13 protein-coding genes are annotated in these 18,289 nt (G+C 64.1%); all 13 read right to left on the reverse strand.

Annotated elements, in window-relative coordinates:
- Nucleotides 1-216: 216 nt before the first annotated feature.
- The 13 genes from ltrA to ACZLIB_RS18090 all read right to left on the reverse strand — a co-directional run bounded on the left by ltrA (nt 217) and on the right by ACZLIB_RS18090 (nt 18,259).
- Complete coding sequence (gene ltrA, locus ACZLIB_RS18030) at nt 217-1,869, reverse strand: group II intron reverse transcriptase/maturase (protein ID WP_478468310.1); 1,653 nt, start codon at nt 1,867-1,869, stop codon at nt 217-219.
- A gap of 188 nt (nt 1,870-2,057) precedes the next feature.
- Entirely contained in the window at nt 2,058-2,564 is a 507-nt protein-coding gene (locus ACZLIB_RS18035; RefSeq protein WP_478444954.1) for a hypothetical protein, read from the reverse strand.
- Nucleotides 2,565-2,767: 203 nt separating this feature from the next.
- Nucleotides 2,768-3,700 (reverse strand): SOS response-associated peptidase family protein, encoded by a 933-nt coding sequence (locus ACZLIB_RS18040; protein ID WP_478468312.1) that lies wholly within the window; start codon nt 3,698-3,700, stop codon nt 2,768-2,770.
- A gap of 48 nt (nt 3,701-3,748) precedes the next feature.
- On the reverse strand, nt 3,749-4,393 hold the full coding sequence (locus ACZLIB_RS18045; RefSeq protein WP_478468313.1) for a hypothetical protein: 645 nt from the start codon (nt 4,391-4,393) through the stop codon (nt 3,749-3,751).
- A gap of 43 nt (nt 4,394-4,436) precedes the next feature.
- Nucleotides 4,437-4,736: a hypothetical protein gene (locus ACZLIB_RS18050; RefSeq protein ID WP_346484655.1), complete on the reverse strand. Its 300-nt coding sequence runs from the start codon at nt 4,734-4,736 to the stop codon at nt 4,437-4,439.
- A gap of 54 nt (nt 4,737-4,790) precedes the next feature.
- Entirely contained in the window at nt 4,791-9,197 is a 4,407-nt protein-coding gene (locus ACZLIB_RS18055) for a hypothetical protein (RefSeq protein WP_478468314.1), read from the reverse strand.
- Between the two features lie 6 nt (nt 9,198-9,203).
- Nucleotides 9,204-13,790, reverse strand: a complete 4,587-nt coding sequence (locus ACZLIB_RS18060) for a tape measure protein (protein ID WP_478468315.1) — start codon at nt 13,788-13,790, stop codon at nt 9,204-9,206.
- Between the two features lie 73 nt (nt 13,791-13,863).
- Nucleotides 13,864-14,241 carry a hypothetical protein gene (locus tag ACZLIB_RS18065; RefSeq protein ID WP_107432117.1) on the reverse strand — a complete coding sequence of 126 codons (378 nt, stop codon included), beginning with the start codon at nt 14,239-14,241 and terminating at the stop codon, nt 13,864-13,866.
- Between the two features lie 7 nt (nt 14,242-14,248).
- Nucleotides 14,249-14,992, reverse strand: coding sequence for a hypothetical protein (locus tag ACZLIB_RS18070; protein ID WP_478468317.1), 744 nt, complete (start codon nt 14,990-14,992; stop codon nt 14,249-14,251).
- A gap of 22 nt (nt 14,993-15,014) precedes the next feature.
- The gene (locus tag ACZLIB_RS18075; protein WP_478468318.1) at nt 15,015-16,982 is read right to left on the reverse strand and encodes a hypothetical protein; all 1,968 of its coding nucleotides are present in this window, start codon (nt 16,980-16,982) and stop codon (nt 15,015-15,017) included.
- Between the two features lie 2 nt (nt 16,983-16,984).
- The gene (locus ACZLIB_RS18080; protein WP_458074028.1) at nt 16,985-17,200 is read right to left on the reverse strand and encodes a hypothetical protein; all 216 of its coding nucleotides are present in this window, start codon (nt 17,198-17,200) and stop codon (nt 16,985-16,987) included.
- Between the two features lie 77 nt (nt 17,201-17,277).
- Nucleotides 17,278-17,652 carry a hypothetical protein gene (locus ACZLIB_RS18085; protein ID WP_478468319.1) on the reverse strand — a complete coding sequence of 125 codons (375 nt, stop codon included), beginning with the start codon at nt 17,650-17,652 and terminating at the stop codon, nt 17,278-17,280.
- Nucleotides 17,653-17,779: 127 nt separating this feature from the next.
- Nucleotides 17,780-18,259 carry a phage tail tube protein gene (locus tag ACZLIB_RS18090; protein ID WP_478468321.1) on the reverse strand — a complete coding sequence of 160 codons (480 nt, stop codon included), beginning with the start codon at nt 18,257-18,259 and terminating at the stop codon, nt 17,780-17,782.
- Nucleotides 18,260-18,289 lie beyond the last annotated feature (30 nt).

The raw sequence follows: 18,289 nt of genomic DNA on the forward strand, positions 1-18,289 counted from the left end.
CGCATTGAAGAATGAGGTTCCGGCGCCGTTGCCACACGCTGGACTGGGGTGTGGTTCAACGATTGCGCCGCGTCTGCCTGGGGTGAATACCCTGGAGACATGGAGCGGGCGATGGGAATCGAACCCACGTCAGTAGTCGGGTGGGAAGGTGGCCTCGCGGCCACCCTCCCCCCTCAGAACCGTGCGTGAAAGTTACCCTTCACACGGCTCAAGCAGTCACGAACCCCCTTCTTCTATGGGAGGGGGCGACAGCCGTAGCCTGGCACGGGCGTGAAGCTGCTCGTGACAGGTGGTGTGGAGCAAAACAAGGTTGGAGAGGCGGTCAGACCCCCCGTACACCCTGAAAACCTTGTGGTGGATGTGCCAGCTGGTGCTGGTCAGTTTCCGCCCACAGCAGGCGCACTTGGCCTCTTGCTTTGTCCAAAGCCATAGCAGTTTCCTTTTCCCGGTCAGCGAGCGCTTCATGCGGTACTGCAACCGCTGATTAAAGTAGCTCTCGTCTTTGGGGTCGTAGGGGCTAACGTCAGACCGCACCTTGATGTACTCGCCGACCTTGAGGGACGACAGGCGCATCAGAGTGTGTTTACCAACACCGAAGATCCAGTCGCGGGACTTGTCGCGCCGGAAGTACCGACGTTTGATCCAGCGGAGACCTTTGGTGGGGTGACGGCGTTTGGCCCAACACCAGACCGCGTGGTGGATAAGGTGATCCAATCTTGCGAACGGTTCTGAAGCGTTCACGACTTGGTGATACATGCCCCACCCCCGAATGATCGGGTTAAGGACGTGCAGTACGTCGTCTTGGGTGGATCCCCGCAGTAGCCGGAGCTGGCTGCGGATCTTAGCCATGAAGGCGTTGGTGTTTTGTTTCGACGGCCTTCTAAGGAGGAGATTTCCAAATTTCCGGAAGTTCCATCCCAAGAAGGCGAAGCCTTCGTCCATGTGTGTGATCTTCGTCTTGCTTTCGGAGAGCGTGAGCCCTCTTTCTGCGAGGAACTTGACGACGATCGGCTTGACCTTGCGTTCCAGGATCTCCGCAGAGGCTCCTGTGATGACAAAGTCGTCTGCGTAGCGGACGAAGTTGCACTTGTTGCGGCGTGGGAGCGCATCGATGAGCCGGCCCAATCCGTCAAGGACAATGTTTGCGAGCACGGGGGAAATGATTCCGCCCTGTGGTGTACCCGCGTCCGTCGGAAACAACTTACGGTCTTCCATGAAGCCTGCTTTCAGCCACTGCGACAGCACATGCCGGTCAATTGGTACGTGTTTCATCAGCCAGTCGTGACTGATGTTGTCGAAGCAGCCTTTGATATCCCCTTCCATCACCCAGCGTGAGCTGGTCTTCGTGCTCAGACAGGTCTTCAGGTGGGCGGCAGCGTCAGCTGTCGACCTGAAATTACGGAACCCGTATGAGTGAATGTCCCCATATGCTTCGGCGACGGGGTCGAGCGCAAACAGATACAGCGCCTGCATTGCTCGATCTTTCATCGTCGGTATACCGAGAGGGCGGGTGCCACCTCGGGCCTTGGGGATGTGGATTCGGCGAAGCGGTTTTGCCTTGTATCCCTTGCGTTGCAGGGAGTTGATGGCATTCCACTTTGCCGCAGGTGTCGACCACGTTGCACGGTCTACACCCGGGGTACGACGGCCTTGGTTCTCCGTGACTCGACGTACAGCCGTTGCTTTGGCTGCAGTTGAGCGGACAAGTAGTTTCTGTAGGCGTGTGACCCTACGCCACTGCTTATCCTTAGCTGCCTTCGCTATTCTTGCCTGCATCCTCGACACAGCGCAGCTTGTGGCTTTCCAGTTGATGGAGTGCCAGTTGCTGAGGTGTGAGGAGGCGACATCACCATCGATGATGGCGTCCATATCTACCTCCTGGAGTGGAGCGGGTGAAGGGAATCGAACCCTCGTCAGTTGCTTGGGAAGCTCGTCAGGAATCTCTACGATTCAATGGCTTACCTATGATTTCCGCTCCGCAATGCGCCGCGCTGCAGGTTCATTTTTACCGAGAGAAACGCAGCATCCGCAGCAATTGCGGAGCGCTCCCGGGCCTCTCAGACACCACGCTGCAGCTGCTGAAGCCCTGCCCTCACCCACGCCTTGCGTGCGTCCTTCGGGCGGGGCTTGGTCTCCTTCGGCGGTCGACGCGGTTCCAGCGCTTCCTTGATCCGCTCGATCTCCTTCGTCCCAGCCTCGGCCAGGCGCCGAGCCTGTTGCTGCTGCTCACGGGTTGGCGGCAGGCCGGGCAGTGGCGGCGGCGGCTGGATCGGGGTGCTGTCGGTCAGCCGGGCGACGGCCTCGCGAAGGGGCAGATCGGGATAGAGCCTGGCCGCGCACCAGCGCTCGGCGTAGCGCTTCGCCTGTCGGACGTTGGCGGCGCGCGCTTCCTTGGTGTGCCACATCTTCTGGCCTTCCATCCACAGCCGGACGCCAGGACCGCCATCGAACGTGACGTTCGCCGTTTCCCGGCCGTTGTACCAGAGCGCCCAGCGCTCGCCGGTCTGGACCCAGCCAGACGGGATCGGCGCGGTGCGGAAGCCTTGGTAGGTGGAAGAGATCATGGCCGGAAGAATACGGCCGACCGTCGCAGATCCTGCGAACGCGGCAGCAACCTGCCTGAATCGTTCGGGATCGGTGCCGGCGCGGCGCTGCTCAAGCGCCCCCGGGTTGAGCTGCCTGCGGCCCCGGATCCGGCACAGTCAGAATGCCAGCGCCGGCGGCTGGGCACTATCGGGCAACCACCCACTGACGTTCGGGGTTCTCCCTACGCGGCCAGCTGGTGCTCGTAGAACGGATGCCGCTTGTCGTCGAAGATCCGGTACAGCACAGCCAGGTCGGCTGGGTTCGGATTGAGCCACGCGTCGACGTGCTCGGGCTTGATGTTGATGATGGTCCGGTCGTGCCCGGCAGCGGCCACCTCTGGCTCCGGGTCGTCGGTGATAGCGGCAAAGGACAGCAGATCCGGCTCCTTGCCGACCGGATCCTTCCAGTGCGACCACAGGCACGCCACCAGCATCGGCTCTCCAGTGCGCGGGGTGAACTGCACCACCTGGTTCTTGCCGTCCGGCCCCTCCACGTTCTCGTAGAAGGTATCGACCACCAGCAGGCCGTGGGTGTGGCCGAAGGCCGGCGCCCAGAACTTCTCCAGGCTGTCGCGGCGGGCGTTGTAGGTGCCCGGGAAGCGCTGGTCGTAGTTGGCCGGCTTCCCGGCGAGCCGGCACTGGTAGCGCATGGGCCTGATCACCAGCTTGCCTCCCTCGGAGACGATCACCGGGGCATACACGCCGGGGAAGATCCGGCTATCCCGGTCCTTGGGGTCGGTACGCTTCAGGTCGGCGAGCTTCGCCAGAGCGCGATCGATCTTGTTGCCGGCAATCCGCACGTCCTCCCGGGCCTTCTTCGTCTCCTTCACCTGCAGCGCGCGCTCGGCGTCGGCCAGGCGTTTGCGGTTGGCGAACAGTTCCTGCTCAAGCACCGCGGCCTCGGCCCGGTTCCACTGCTCCACCTCAGCCCACACTGCCAGCTCCTCCGGGCTGGAGCCGGCGCGGAAGGCGTCGTCCATCGCCTTCGGGGTCTTGGGCCGCTTCTTGCCCGGGTCGTGAGCATAGAGCGCAGCGAATTCCTGCAGCGACAGCGTGGCGCCGGTCATCCGGACCAGTTTCTGATAGGCGGCGGTGATCTGGGCGGAATAGCACATGGGCGCAATCTGACACGCCCCTTCGTTCAGTCGCCGTGACGCTGCAGCTTAGTGGCCGGTCACGTCGATCAGCACGAAGTGGCCCGATGCGCTGAACTGTGTCGCATTGTCGGACTGCGGGATCAGGGCAGTCGCGCCGGCATAGTAGAAGCGCCCCGAACCCGCTGCACCGGTCCCATCCCCCTGCGGCCCGGTCAAGCGGAAGCCCACGCCGCGCTCAATCCGCTGACACGACCGAGACGATATAACCGCGTAGCGTCTGCCAGTCGGGACCTGCATGTAGGCACCCTCAGCCGCTCCGAACGGAGCAGTCGTCACGCCCATGATGCGTAGGGGCTTCGCCCAGGAAGCGAAAGCCAGCTCGCCGGTGTGCTCTCGGTAGACCTCGATGCCGGTCTTGCCCGGCGTTCCAGTCACAACCGAGTCGTATACCCACACCGTTCCGAACACAAACGACGAGCCCGTGTAGGCTGACACTCGCCAGTTGTTGCCACCGAGATTGGTCAGAATCACGCTGAGCCCGAAGTTGTTGTTCGGACCGGTGACCGCAACTACGGGGCTCTTGGCCTGGAAGTCACGGGTGACGAACCGGGTTACTACGATCCCCGACACCTCGTACGCAACGGCGCCAGCTTCGTTGATATCGAACTTGTGACGTAGATGGAAGTTGAGCAGGTCACTTCGGACCTGCACCGTTCCAGATGGGGTGTATGCCTCAAACCCTCCTACTAGCATTTCAGTGAACCCCGTAAAGGACAGTTGCCGGAACCAAGGAAAAGGCCGGCTGCCCGTTGGCATCCACATCAGTGCCCCAGTACACCCGGCCATCTGAATACCAAACACTCGGTGTACGGCCAGGCTGCGCCGGAGGCGGCACCACGTAGAAGAGGAAATCCCCTGGTGGCAGCGGCCCCACCCAGGTCGAATTGCCGTGCACGGCGTCGGTCTGAACCGTGCCGATGAACAGCCCCAAGCGGGTGGTGTAATCAATCTCCAGCGATCCGTCGAGATTGAAGGTCTGAATGCCCGCAGGCATGCGCTCTACTCCTCTAGAGATTGACGGGAGGGCGTTTGCCACTCCCGCCTTTTGCTATTGCCACCAGCCCATGCGCGTGGCGAGCTGCCCGTTCGGGTAGTAGGTGCGCCAGTTCCCGTCGCTGTACTCCGTGCGCTGGCCACCTCCCGACGAGGACACCCGGAACACGTCCGCCATAACATCAAAGGCAGAGCTCTCTCCTGTAGCAGAGAGCTGCACTCCACCAATCTTTTTGTCAGCTCGAACACTCACCCCCCACTGCGCGGTGGCCTGCGCACCTGATGCGGAAAACGTCGGGGGCTTGGTTGCTCCATCGGCGACTTCGCTGAACATCGGATACCACATCCAGTAGAAGGGATCCGACTCACCTGTGCCCACCAACAAATAGAACACCACAGCCTGCACAGCTCCAATTGGAGCTTTACCGATGACGAACGGCCGGTTGTACTGATCCAGTGGAAGTTTCGCTTGCCCAGTCGGGCCCACGACAGGTGTGAGCATCCGCCCAATGACCTGATCCGCTGCGTTCTTCCATTCAACGTACAGCTGTATCCGACAGCGATGGACATTTATGTATGCGGAAAAGCAGTAGAACCTGCCTGCTACCACAGGAATACCCGGCCCCCAGCCAGCATTCTGCGAACCTGCAGCCCACTGCCCTGCACGGTAGCCAGACGCAGCGGACCGCACACCGTAGGGCAGATACGCTTCGTTGCTGCTACTTGCGAATTGATTCGGTGCAACCCAGGTGACGTTGCTCCAAGCGGGGAACAGACTATTGGGTATCAAGTTGCCGGAGCTTCCTTGCTCATTGATCTGCGCCTGCATGGTCACCACCACGGCCGCGTCAGCCTTATCCTCCAGCCCGACTTGCACTCCTTGAAGTGCCACGGCGTTAGCGCTGATCCTCCCGTCCTGCCGCGAAACCTCCGTCTTTAGCTGATCGAAACCATCCGCCGATACATCCCCCACCTGCGTCTTCAGGCTCACCAGGTCCTGCGCAGTCGCGTCCAGCTTGCTGCCCTGCTGGTTCACCGCCGTGGTGAGCCCGGCCGTTGCCGATGCGTTGGCACTGATCAGCAGCTCATCGGTCACGTCGTAGAACTCGATGCGATCGACAAGCACCGTGGCGTCGCCTGTCCCACGATTGGTAATCCACACCTGGCTCATGGCCTCGGTGCGGTCGTCCCCCACAGGATGCTCCAGCACGAACCGCTGCCAGGCACTCGTGAGGTTCGGCGTGGTCTGATCGTTGTTGCCCTCCCCAGCACTATGGCGAACCCGGCAGCGCGCGGTCAGCGTCGCATCACCGGCCAGCACCCTGGCAACGATCACCGAACGCAGCTTGCGACCAGTGCGCCCTGTCTTCAGTGGAACCCAGCGACCGCCGTTGGCGTAAACGAACGGCGAACCGGCTGCACCTGCCTTGTGCACCATCTGAATTGCGCTGCCCTGCTGTCCGCCTCCAAGGACCCAGGTCACATCACCATTCTGTTGGTTGCTGTTCCCCTTGACGAAGGGCGCCATATCACCGTCGAACATGGCATTGACGTTGAGGTTCTCGCCACGGTTGAAGGACGCATTGACGGTGCTGGACAGCACGGTGAGCTGGTTTGCTGTGCTGGTCAGCGTGCCCTCGGCGTTCGCCACCCTCGTTGTAAGCCCGGTGATGGCTTGCGCGTTCGCCTCCGATGATTGCTGTGCACCATAGGCCTCAGTTACGTCGGTGATGACAATGTCATCCAGCAGCAGAATCGACCCGATCACGCGTTGGGACTTGGGGTCGGTCGCGTGACCAGGGAGAGAAACGAACAAGCGCCCCTGTGCCGCAGACGCGTTGGTCGTCACGTACCCGCTCACCTTCGTCCACGAGGTTTTCGACAGACTGGCGACACCCCAATTCACAGTCGTCCAAACATTGCTCGTACCGCCAACACCTGCAGCAGAGGTCTGAACCCCAATGCGTAGATAGCTCTTGTTGTCGGGCGGAATCTCAGCGCTACCAGAGGAAAGTGCTGCCCACGCCTCGACGTACAGGCGTCGAACCCCGACGAGGGGAATGAACTCGGTGACCGGATAGCAATCGGCATTTAGATCAGGGCGTGCGTCAGACGGCACCTGAATCAACAGGCCACGATTTCCATTGCGCTTTGCCGACGTGTTGACGGTGAACGTCGTGCCATAGCCCTGGGACAGCAAATGGCCATCCGCGAACTGCTCAAACGTCCCCGACGGGAACATCCCACCGCCGCCGGCCAAACTGGCCTTCATCTCCGACTGCAGCTTGGTGACACTGGTCGAGGTCGAATCGATCTTTCCCTCTGCCGTCGTCACGCGGGTCGTGAGGTTTTGCAGGGCAGATGCGTTGGCGTCGGTCCTCCCGGAAACGCCGGTCAGGTCGCTGCGAAGCGCCGTCAGCTGTCCAGCCTGCGACGTGACTGTGTTGCCCAACTGCGTCACGCTGGTGCTGAGGTCCGAGATCGCTTGAGCGTTCGCGAGAAGTTCGGTCACCTCCTCCAGCGCAACGTCGTCGACCCACAACGTACCAGTCGTGTGGTTCATGGTGAGCGACAGCTGCAACGCCGTGATGGATGTGTTCTCCGCAACGGTATAGACCGCTCCCAGGTAGGTCCATTCGCTCTTCCCCGGCAAGAATGGCGTTGCACCGCCAACAAGTGCCGCCGTCTGCGTACCCAGCCGCAGCTTGCTGTTGTCAGGCGTTCCGTTGAAATCAGCAGTGGTTCTGTACCAGCAGCCATAGCGATACTTCTTGCCAGGCTTTGCTTCCATGTCCCGGCCGCCCGGCAAAATCCCGTTTGCTACAGCAGTGCGCACGCCGTTTACACCGTCTGCACGAAACGCTGCGCCTCCTGCACGACCTTCCGTTGCAGCAACCAACATGGTCGGGCTGCTGTAGGACCAACCCACATCACGGCCAGCCTGCCAGCCACCGTTCACGACCAGGTTGCTTCCCTGCGAAATCATCGACGGCAACGTGGCGTTGATAGTCGTGATCGACTGCGCCAACGCGTTGGTGGTGGTCGCGGTGGCCTCCTGCAGCGCCGTCACCGATGCCGCGGTTGCCAGCGAACCGGTGCCGACCGGCATGCGAGCTTCCATCGTGCTGATGCGCTGCACCTGCGCCGAGTCCGCAGCCACTCGGGCCTTCAGCTCCTCGTAGGCCAGGCCAGCGGTCAGCTGCAGCGGATCCGTCCCGTTGTAGTTCCCGCGCATCTGCACGGCCAGCGCGGTGCGTTGCGTGGCCTCCGCCGCGTCTGCCGTGATCCGGGCTTGGGTTTCCTCCTGCACCAGCGCCACCGACGCACCCGGCTGCGGACGCCCGACGGCGATGTAGTCGATCAGGTAGTAGCTGGAAACGGTCTGCGCCGCCCCCAGCTGCAGGCGAATCGCATCAACCGTGGCCGGCCACCAGGCAATGTCCTGCACGTCGACGGTGGCCACGCCATTCACGTCCCACGCCGGTTCCGGGATGGCTGCACGCTTCTGCGTATTCCATGCCTGGTCCGTGGCGGTGATCCACTGCAGGAACCCGCTCCACGTCGGCGAGCCAACGCGCTTCACGCGCAGCTTTACGAAGCGGTATGCGCTGCCGTCTACGGCCAAGGCCACCGGCGACTGCACCCACGGCGCGGTGGCATGGTTGGCGGGCCGCAGCCAGCCGTCCACGAGCGTCGGCGCGCCGTTGCCCGTCCACCCTTCGGTAGTCTGGTTGAACGGCCAGAGCTTGATGCTGTCGAACTGCGTGCCGCTGCCGGCCGCAACCTCTGACACTGCGCGCGCCAGCGATTCATCGGCGCTCTGCCGCAGTTGCTGCTCATGGCTGATCGCCGCCTCGCGCTCCAGCTTCTCATTCAGGAGCGCATCGATTCGCGCCTGGGCCTCCGCACTGATCGCCTGCATGGCCTCGGTCACGCCCTGCTGCCGCAGCAGTGCCTCGGCGACCAGGTCCTGTGCAGCCTGCGCCAGCCCGGCAGCGCGTGCCGCCGCCTCGTCTGCGATCGCCTGGATCCGGGCGCTGATCTCCGCCGCCAGCTTGGCCTGCTGCTCGGCCAGGTCCTTGGAGGTCGTGGGCGGGACAACACCCACCACGGTTCCGGTGCCTGTCTTGCCGCGCACGGTCGGGGTGATCTGGAACCACCACGTCTTGCCGCTGCCGTCGCTATAGACGTACCGCGTCTCGGTGGTGCGGTGGATCTCCGTCCAGGGGCCGTTCTGGTTCTCGCTGCGCGAGATGACGTAGACCACGCCCTCCAGATTGACGGCGTCCCATTCGAGCACGACGCCGTCGGCCACCGGCGTGGGGGTAACCCCGTTCGCCGGCGGCACGTCCGGTGCCTTGAAGGGCACCGGGAACCACGTGGAAAAGCGCGGTGCCACCGGAGACGCGGACGGCAGCCCGCCCACGCCGATTTCCACCAGCGTGAGTTTCCTTGCTTGCATTGCTGATTACCTCGCGTTGAGTGCTTCGCGCAGCGCTGAACTGCTGGCGTTGCGTACGCCCTGGGTAGTGGTAGACACGAGTTGGCGGAGCAGCTGGTTCTGCTCGGCGAGCAGAGCGTTGCTCTGCTGTACTGCGGCAGTGGTTTGCGTCTGAGCGTCGTTGTTCACGACAAGGTCGAACACGGCCCGGCTGAAGTTGTCCGGCAGCGCCTCGATGGCGTCTGCCAGCGCCCCCATGCTGGTGCCGTCCTGCTGATTGAGGTCGCCAACTTTCATGCCATCGATGAGGCCCGTCACGCGGCCGTATAGGCTGTTGTAGTCCTGCCCGCTGGCGTAGAGGTTCCGACCAAAGCCCAGCGCGGCCTGAGCGGCCGCCTGTGCGGCGCTGGTGTCGCCTCCGGACACCGCCCGCTCCAGCTCCTTCATCGCCTCGCCCAGCTTCTCCTGGTCCGTCAGCGGCGAAAGATCGCTGATCGACAGGCCGTACTGCATGGCCTTCTTGTCCTTGTCGATCTGCGCCTGCAGCTTGCCCATGTTGGTGGCACGCAGCGCCTCGATCTTGGCCAGGTCCTCCGCACGGGCGCCGGACAAGCCCAGCGCCTTGGCGTAGTCATTGGCCGACTTCACCTGCTGGCGATACGTGCGCTCGATCGACAACGCCTGCGACTGGTACTGCGTCAGGTTGGCCGTCATCAGCTGGGTGCTCACGTCGGCCATGAGGCTGGCGTAGTTGCCGAGTAGCCCGGTCACCTTCTGCACCTGGGTGGCCAAGTCCGTGCCGGCGACGCCGGCCAGGTCCTGGAAGTAGTCGACCGCCTTGTTGACCTTGTCGACTTCCAGCCCGTTGAGTGCTCGGCCCAGCTCATCGGCATTGCCCACGGCCAGCGCGATCGACGCACTGAGTGCGGTGAACACGTCCGCCGACTCGAAGTAGCCGTCGAGCTGGCCACCGAACCCCGCCGCCTTGACCGCCTCGGTATACAACCGATTGGTCATGTCGCTGAGGTAAGCCTCCAGCTGCGCCTTGGCCTCGGTCGAGTCCGCCGACAACTGGAGCTTGCCCAGGTCTACCCGCACGCTGCCGAGCTTCTGGGTCAGGTCCACACCCAACTGCTTGGCCAGATCGGTCGCCGCGCCACGCACCTGCCGCGCCGCCATATCGAACGTGCGATCGATGCCCGGATCTAGCGCGCCGAACTGCGTCCACTTCTTGTCGCTGCGGAACAGGCCGCCCTTGGCCTTGATATCCGCATAGCTCTGGCCGTCGAACCCGCCGAAGCCATAGCTGCCGGTGATGCCTTGGCCTGTGACCTTGGGCGCCTGTCGGCCGAACAGCTTGGCGTGGATGCTGGAGCCAGACAGGATCGAAGCGACCTTGTCGTTGAAGCCGAGGGCACGGAACCCCTTGTCGGCCAAGCCGACAGCCCCGGCGGTGGCGATCTTGCCGGCCCAGCTCTCCCCATTGGCGATGTTCCAGCCTTGATCGAACAGCTGGGCGTTCTTCATCATGCCGGCCACGATCCAGCCGATGATCGGCACCGCCGCAGCCGCCGAGCCGGCCGCACCAGCACCGGCACCGGCACCAGCGCCGGCGCTCCCGCCGCCGATCAGCCCCGAGAAGCTGGAACCGGTCAACCCGGCCATGCTGGTCACGTCGCCGAAGCCTGTCAGGGTTCCCGCCGCGGCACCTGCCGAACGACCGAAGCCGAACAGGCCCTGGCCCTTGGAAAGCAGCCCGGCCACCGTGCTCACATTCTGGCCGCCGGCCGCAGAGCCATTGCCGCCGAACAACCCCATCAGACTCTGCAGGTTCAAGCCACCGCCCTGCCCGTTCACCCCATTGAGGATCTGCGTCTGGATCGGGATCACCAGCTTCTGCTGCAGGAACTCGCGGGCCAGATCGCGCAGGCCCCGCTTGGCCGCGTCCTTCAGGTCGTCCCACAGGTTGTCGAAGTCGCGCATGCCCCCGGCAACAAAGTCGGCCATGGCATCGGCCGCATCGCTCACCCCGCCCACCACGATCGCGGCCCATGCCTCGACGTTGGCCGCTGCCTCCTCAGCGCGCATGGACAGGTCTGCCGATGCCCGCGCCGCGGCCAGCATGGACTGCTCGTACTGCTCGTAGCTCGCCGCCCCCTTGGATAGCGCCAGCGCCTCCTTGCCGCCAGCGGCCTCCACCGCCTTCTGCAGCTCCTGCCGCATGTCCCGCTCGTTCATCATTTCGCGCCGCGACAGCTCGCGCGCACGGCCGACTTTGCCGAGCATGGCGACCTCGGCATCCATCGTCGCAAGGAGCGCCTCGGGGCTGGCCAGGGCCTTCTCGATTTCAGAAGCGACCCTCGCATACGCCAACGCGCTCTCGCCCATCAGTACATTGGCGTCAGCCTGGGCGATGGCCCCCTTCTCCAGCAGCTCGTTGTACTGAGCCATGTTGTTGAGGTGCCTCGCCATGGCCTCGGCAAGTGGGCCGTTCATCGCCCCGGCTGCCTCCTCTGCTTGGCGCCGGTAGCGCTTGATCGACTCGGCATCGGCATCGCGATCCTTCGCACCTGCACGCTCTGCGGCTGCCGACGCCTTGCGCGACTCCGTGAAGTTCTTCTGCGCAGCGGCCAGCTCCGTCTGGAGCCGGATGTACTGGGCGCCCTGTTCAAGGTACTGTTTGACCTTCGGGTCGTCGCGCTTGGAGAAGTCGACGCCGCTGGCTTGGGCCTCCTTGAACCAGTCGCCCACGTCCAGCTTTGCCACCTCTGCCGCGCTCTTGCCAACGCGCGCCAGCTGGCCAGGCAGCGACTGCATCGCCGACGCGATCCGCTTCCCAGCAGCACCGGCCGAGTCCCCCAAGACATTGAACGAGCCCGACAGCGCGTCGGTGGCACCCTTCGCCTGAGTGCTGCTGCCAGTGAACGCATCCAAGATCGCCCGCTTGCGATCGACCTCCCTACCAGCAGTCGCAGCGGCGGCGGTCTCTTCCGTGAGGCTCTTGGCCACCGTAGCGGCAGCGGGCGAGCCAGCAATCATCGCCCGCCATGCTGCCTCCAATCCGCTGGAGAATTCATCGGCGCCAATCTTTCCAGCCTTGAAGGCAGCATCGAGCCGTTGGGTTTCTTGAATGAACTCGGATGCCTGGCTCGCTGTAGCGAAGTTCGTCGCCGCCGCCACCATCTCAGTGATCGAGCCTGTGATGGTCCGATAGTTCTCATCGATCTCCTTCTGCAGGCGCAGAATTTCACCGGCCTGCATCTGGGCGTTGAGGGTCTTGAACTTCTCGATGGCGGTGTCAGCTGCACCACCGAAATCGATCAGCGCGGCCGATGCTATCGCGGTGTTGTCGCGGAAGATCAGCCACCCGGCTGCGGCGGTGGCCAGCATCGTGACGATACCGGCCGGGCCTCCAAGCATCGCGAGCGTCGAAGCTCCAGCGCGCGCCACCCATCCGGCATTTGCGGCAGCGGCCTGTCCTTGTGCTTGAGCAAGCAGGAGGACGGCCTGCCGATGCTCCAGGGTCGCGGCAGCTGCCTTGGAACTGACAGACACGCTTCCGCCGATCGCAGCGGCGCGCCGCACCTCCGCCTGAGCATCAAGCATTGCTGCGCGGGTCCGTAGCTCAAGCTGCTGCGCCGCGGCGACGTTCTGCGCGGCTGCGGCCCGATCTGCTGCCATTCCAGCGTTAGCTGCAGCCACCCGCGCCAGTAGGGCCTTCAGTAGTGGGCCAGATGCCACGGCAGCGCCAGCAACCGCTACCATTTCCAAGTTGCTGGCAAGCGCCCCAATGCCCGCAGAAAGCGCTTGGGAAGCCCCCGTTGCCTCATCTGCCCTGCCGATCATCTCAGTCAGGTTGGTATTTAGGTTGGTGATCGACTGCGAGACACGGACTTGCATCTTCCCGAACGAGTCATCAACGCCGTCAGACATTTTCAGCAGAGCGTTGACGATCTGATCGGCTGCGACACCGCCATCCACCACGAACTTGCGGAGACTGCCGCGGGCAATGCCCATTCCGTCTTCAATGGTCTGCACCAGCTTGGATGCGCCATCGACCATCGAGTTGAACTCTTCGGCGCGCAACGTACCTGCCGCCAGGGCCTGGCCAAACTGAGTAAGCGCGCCCTCCGACGCAGCTGCGCTACTACCCGACATGGCAATCGTCTTGTTCACCGTCTCCACGATCCGCGCTGTCTGCGCGCCCGTTACGCCGAGTCGATCCTGAACCATTGCCAGGTTCTGATAGAGACTCGCGGTGGCGTCCAACGGCTGATATGTCGCTTTGGCGATCCGGACCACATCCTGCTGGGCCGCAACAAACTCGGCCTGCGAGGCGGTGACCAGGCGAATGCGGTTGCTCATCCCGGTCCATTCGTCAGCCCGGCCGATTGTCGCCTTGACTGCCGCCAGAGCCGAGCCCATCCCGACCGCCTCAAGCGTCACGCGACGGAACCCTGCCGCCACGTCATCGGCACCACGTCGCGCTGCCTCAGACATCGCCGACTGAATGCTCGACATGTCCCGTTGCACTACTCGGGCCGCTTTGCCGCTGTCCCGCTCGAACGATCCGGACTTCAACAGAAGGTCGACAGTGAGGGTGTACAGGCTCATGGTTTCATCCATAAAAAAGGCCCGCACTGGGCGGGCCTTGGGCTACAGGTTTTCCGGGCTTTGCGCCCGATCTCTACTCAACTTCGACTTTCTTCCCGATACGCTCAAGCCAGCAGAGGGCGGTCCCCAGTCGGTAAACGGCCCATGACATGGCCAGCGCCCACCCGGTGCTCAGCACCACCGCGAACACGTTGAGCAGGTTCCAGTCGTGGGAAACCCCGCCCCACGACGTAACGCGGGGCACACGTCCAAAGGCGAACACGCCAACCACTCCCGCAACCAGCGACAGCAGCACCATCAATCGGCCCACGTCCTCCAGCCCAGATCCAGCCTTGGCTGGCAGCTTTTCTGGCCGGGGATCCCCCTCCGGTACATCGACTTTGCTCGTGTGTTCAATCATTGCCGCTCCCTGCTCGTTGAGATCGGGATTGTGCCAGCGGGCAACCTGCACAACAAAATCAGGCCGGGATCTCCTCAAACTCCATGTATCCCGAGAAGTACTGCCGGCTGATGTTCTCGGCACTGGGCAGCTGGGTCGGGAAGCCATAGAGGGCGGACCGCGCCGCCAGTGCCGGATCAAACGCCTTCGTGACCATATCCCGGTACTGGGGTACGACACAGGAGCGCCGCCGGCCCGAGAGTGCGGCCCCGATCGTCTCCCAATCCATGCCGCCGAGACCGTTGCCGCGCACAACCGGCGTGGAGCGGCCCGACAGCGTGCAGGTCAGGCGGCGGTACAGCGCCCCGGGAACCGTATTGACCTGGCCGCCCTTGGTCCGGGCATGAACGCTGGCGTCGATAGTGGCCACGGCCCAGCCGTCCTTGATACCAACGTCTACCGCCCGGAAGATCGCAATCTCGCCTACGTCCACGTTGGTGGCGGTGGTGGCGATCTCCACGGACACCACCGAGACCAGGGCGCCGGCCTGCGGGAACAGCCAGGCGCAGACGCTGCCGTCGGGCAGACGCACAGTGGTCCCGGTCGCGCCGGCAGCGCTGACCTGCACGCCCGGCGGAATGTTGAGGCCGAGAATCGCGATGATCCCCGGGACGACAGCGACGGCCAGGGTGATCGTGATCGCCAGCGAGCTTGTGCGCCGGATCCGAGAGGACCTGCCAGGCTTGCCGTCGAAGAGTGCCGAGCCCTGGTCCGCACTGAGCCACGTGCCGCCGGTGAGAGTCACCGTCGTGACTGCCGGCATGCCATATCCAATCAACACGTCATCATCCCCACACCGTCAGCACCACGTCCCCCGTGGCAGGGTTGCGCTCTACCCGCCGCACCAGCACCGGCTTGCCGTCTTCAAGGCCGTATCGACCGTAGGTAAGCCGACCGATCTGCCCAGGCAGAGGCGCCAGATCCTGATCACCACGGACCGCGAGCTGGTAGAAGTGGCGCTGCACCTGGTACATGCCCAGGACGCGCTCAATCTCCTGCTGCGCATCGCCCGCGTGCCAGAACAACGAGATGACCGGGTCCGCAGCCTCGGCCCGCTGGTAGTGGGCGTGCAGCGGACCAGCACCATACACCTGCCCCCGGTAGAGGCCGGTCAGCTCATCGCGCCGGGACTGGGGCACGTCGACAACGTCGGTGACCAGGTCCGATGCGCCCAGCGCCTGGCCGTTGGGTCGGTAGGCCATGCGTCGGGTCAGGTTTGGCGCATCGTCGGGCACCATGACCAGATCAGCCGCCAGATCATCCTCCGACAGGTCGAAGGCGAACGCACCGGCATGTGTCTCGGGCGCGGTCACGCGGACAAAGCGCAAGACGCCAGCAGGATCCTGATAGCAGCCGGCGCCGTAGCTGGGCAGGAGGGAATTCAGCGCTGCGCGGCCGGTGATGGCTGTGCCCGCGTAGTAGCCGATCCCCATGTAGCCCGTGGCTTGGTCGATCACCGCGCAGTCGCTGGCCGACCACGCCGCTCGGCCCAACCGGGCCATCACATCACCCACCGCCTGCTCCAGCCGCGCCGGCATCATGCCCGCGCCGATGCTGGAGGCGTCAACCACCACCGGCGTCACCGGTGGCGACTTCAGCAGCAGCTGTTGCCCGTCCGGCGCCTCGTTGTAGGTGTTGATCTCCATCAGGTCGCCGCGGTCCATCACCGCATTGACGTAGACCCGGCTGTCAGCGACGAACATCGATGTTGCGTCCGAATTGGCGCCCATGGCCGGGATGCTGGCCACTGCGCCAATAACCACCGGCTGGGGCTTCCACGCCAGTGACGCGACATTCGGCAGGAACACGCCCCGGTTGATCGTCTCGTCCAGGTAGTCGTGCGCATCGCGCAGGTGCAGCGTCTTGGTGCCATCATCATTGATCTCGATCTGTTCGATCGCGCAACGGAAAGCTGGGACCGCGTCGGCCCGCATGCCGCTCTCGGGTGCCAGCAGGATCTGCACCGAACTGCCAGAGGCACCGGTGCCCGCCAACCCGTCCAGCAAACCTTCCGCGTCGACCACGACGCACTCGGCGGCCGCTGCCTGCGACACCGGATCACCGCCCCACGGCCAGAACGCCAACTCCTGGATCAGGTTGACGCCTTCGGCCACGAGACCCTCGTAGCGTGCGTTCGCCGGGCTGTCGCCGGGGGCTGACAGCCAGTCCACGTCCGCCAGCCGGGTCGGGTTGACGGGTGCAGAGGGCAACCGCCAGCCTGCAGCTGCTGCCTCGCTTCGCGGCCCCCACTGGCCGGCGTTGACAGCCAGGCAGAGCCCTCCAGCCTTCGAAGCTCCCAGCGAAGCGGCGAAGAACAGTGGCCCGGACAGCTGCAGCTCGCGCACCAGGATCTGCGCGCCGTTGAGGTAAAGCCGGATCTGGCGCGGTGCCCCGAAGACCACCTGGAGCCCGACAATGTCGCCATGGGTAGCCGCCGGCAGGCCAGTGGCGATCGCACCGCCCGCCTGTAGCAGGCGCCCGGCGGCGAGGTCCCAGCCGATGCTGGCGAGGTCCGCACCCAGCGCCTTGTTCAGCGCTGCAGGGCCAGTGGCGAAGCCTACGAGTGCTGCAACGGCGTCATCACCCCACACGGCAAACTCCACGCCCACCGTCCCGGCATCAAGGCTGAAGTCGGAACGCGCGTGACTGGCCAGCGTAGTGGCGCCAGTGGTGGCCAAGGTAAGCCCGCCATCTCGCGCAGCGAGTACCGGGCCAATGGGCGTGGCGGCGAACCGCCCGAAAGTGTCGGTCATGGTCATCCCAGTCCGTCGAACCAGTCCTGCGCCTCGTCCTCATCGGAGCGGGGCAAGAGGGCGTCGAGGTAGTGCTGAAAGGAGCGCTTGGTCCCGCCCTGGCTGTGCGAGGCGGTGATGTACGCGGCGAAGGCAGCGGGCTTGATGTACAGGCTCACGGGGTCGATGGGGTTCCGCTTGTGGAACTCCCACCATTCCAGGAACTCGCGACGCGACATGGTGGCCCGCAAGTCCGACACCGTCCGGTGCAGGTGACCGGCGAGGACCTTCCAGAACCAGTCCTCGCCGCGCTGCCTTAGCCGTTTCCCGCGTCGGCCTGCGCCTGGGCGGCGTCGTCGCCGAAACCGGAGTGCTTCATGGCCACGCGCTGCAGCTCCGCAGCCACCAGCGGCTTGAGCTGGGCGGCCTGCGCCGCGTTCAAGACCGGCTTGCCATCCTCATCGCAGATGGTTGCCGCGATCAGCTTGGCGCGGTCGCCCTCACCCCACAGCTTGCGGAACTCCGCATCCGGCAGCTCGCGCACGTGGAACTGTGCCTTGGCGCCGTTCGGCAGGGTGATTGTGTCAGCGTGCACGTCCTTGGACGCGAACATGCCCAGGTTGGTGAACGACTGCAGGATGCTCACGGGCTGCTGCGGCTGGGTATCGGTGGTTTCGTTGGTCTTGCTCATTGGCCGTTTCCTTGAATGGCGACAGGGCGCGCGGGCCGCGCACGGCTAACACGCGGAGGATCCGCGCACCCTGCCAAAGAGAAGGCCCACCGAAGTGGGCCGGGAGTGGAGAAGCCGTTGCCGCCAGTTACGGGCCAGCAGCAGGGCGGTGCGTAGTGACTGCGCCGGAGCCGCGGATGGTGATCGTGGCCTTCCACACGTCGTTGTCGGCAACCTGAACCGCGAAGTTCTGCACGAAGCCGTCGAACTGCTTGCACAGCACCGTGTCCGGCGGGGTGATCTTCCCGCCTACAGCCGCCGGCTTATCCACGCCCTCGGTCTCGGACAGTGGAGCAGTTACCAGCCAGTTCACGACAGCTCCGGTCCGGTGCAGCTCTTCCAGCTTCTCGTGATCGACGCTGTCGTAGATGATTTCGATGCTGGTGCTGCCGGTGGCCTTGCGGCCGGCCACGAACTGATCCCAGTCGTCGTCAAAGCTGGAAACATCGATTTCCGACGCCTGGCCATCGGGGAAGCCAACCGAACGCAGGCGTGTCACCTTGATGACCTCGGCCGCAGCGATGGCGACGAACAGCTGGGAGTGCTTCGACTTGATTACCTTTCCCATAGGGATTTCCTTGTGTTGCGCCCGTCGCCG

This window comes from Stenotrophomonas sp. 220_Sma (assembly GCF_056487375.1).

Excerpts from the sequence above, each read along its gene's own strand:
- ACZLIB_RS18060 (WP_478468315.1), bottom strand. The coding sequence starts at position 13,790 with ATGAGCCTGTACACCCTCACTGTCGACCTTCTGTTGAAGTCCGGATCG.
- ACZLIB_RS18055 (WP_478468314.1), bottom strand. The coding sequence starts at position 9,197 with ATGCAAGCAAGGAAACTCACGCTGGTGGAAATCGGCGTGGGCGGGCTG.
- ACZLIB_RS18035 (WP_478444954.1), bottom strand. The coding sequence starts at position 2,564 with ATGATCTCTTCCACCTACCAAGGCTTCCGCACCGCGCCGATCCCGTCT.
- ltrA (WP_478468310.1), bottom strand. The coding sequence starts at position 1,869 with ATGGACGCCATCATCGATGGTGATGTCGCCTCCTCACACCTCAGCAAC.
- ACZLIB_RS18075 (WP_478468318.1), bottom strand. The coding sequence starts at position 16,982 with ATGACCGACACTTTCGGGCGGTTCGCCGCCACGCCCATTGGCCCGGTA.
- ACZLIB_RS18085 (WP_478468319.1), bottom strand. The coding sequence starts at position 17,652 with ATGAGCAAGACCAACGAAACCACCGATACCCAGCCGCAGCAGCCCGTG.
- ACZLIB_RS18050 (WP_346484655.1), bottom strand. The coding sequence starts at position 4,736 with ATGCCTGCGGGCATTCAGACCTTCAATCTCGACGGATCGCTGGAGATT.
- ACZLIB_RS18090 (WP_478468321.1), bottom strand. The coding sequence starts at position 18,259 with ATGGGAAAGGTAATCAAGTCGAAGCACTCCCAGCTGTTCGTCGCCATC.
- ACZLIB_RS18080 (WP_458074028.1), bottom strand. The coding sequence starts at position 17,200 with ATGTCGCGTCGCGAGTTCCTGGAATGGTGGGAGTTCCACAAGCGGAAC.
- ACZLIB_RS18070 (WP_478468317.1), bottom strand. The coding sequence starts at position 14,992 with ATGCCGGCAGTCACGACGGTGACTCTCACCGGCGGCACGTGGCTCAGT.
- ACZLIB_RS18040 (WP_478468312.1), bottom strand. The coding sequence starts at position 3,700 with ATGTGCTATTCCGCCCAGATCACCGCCGCCTATCAGAAACTGGTCCGG.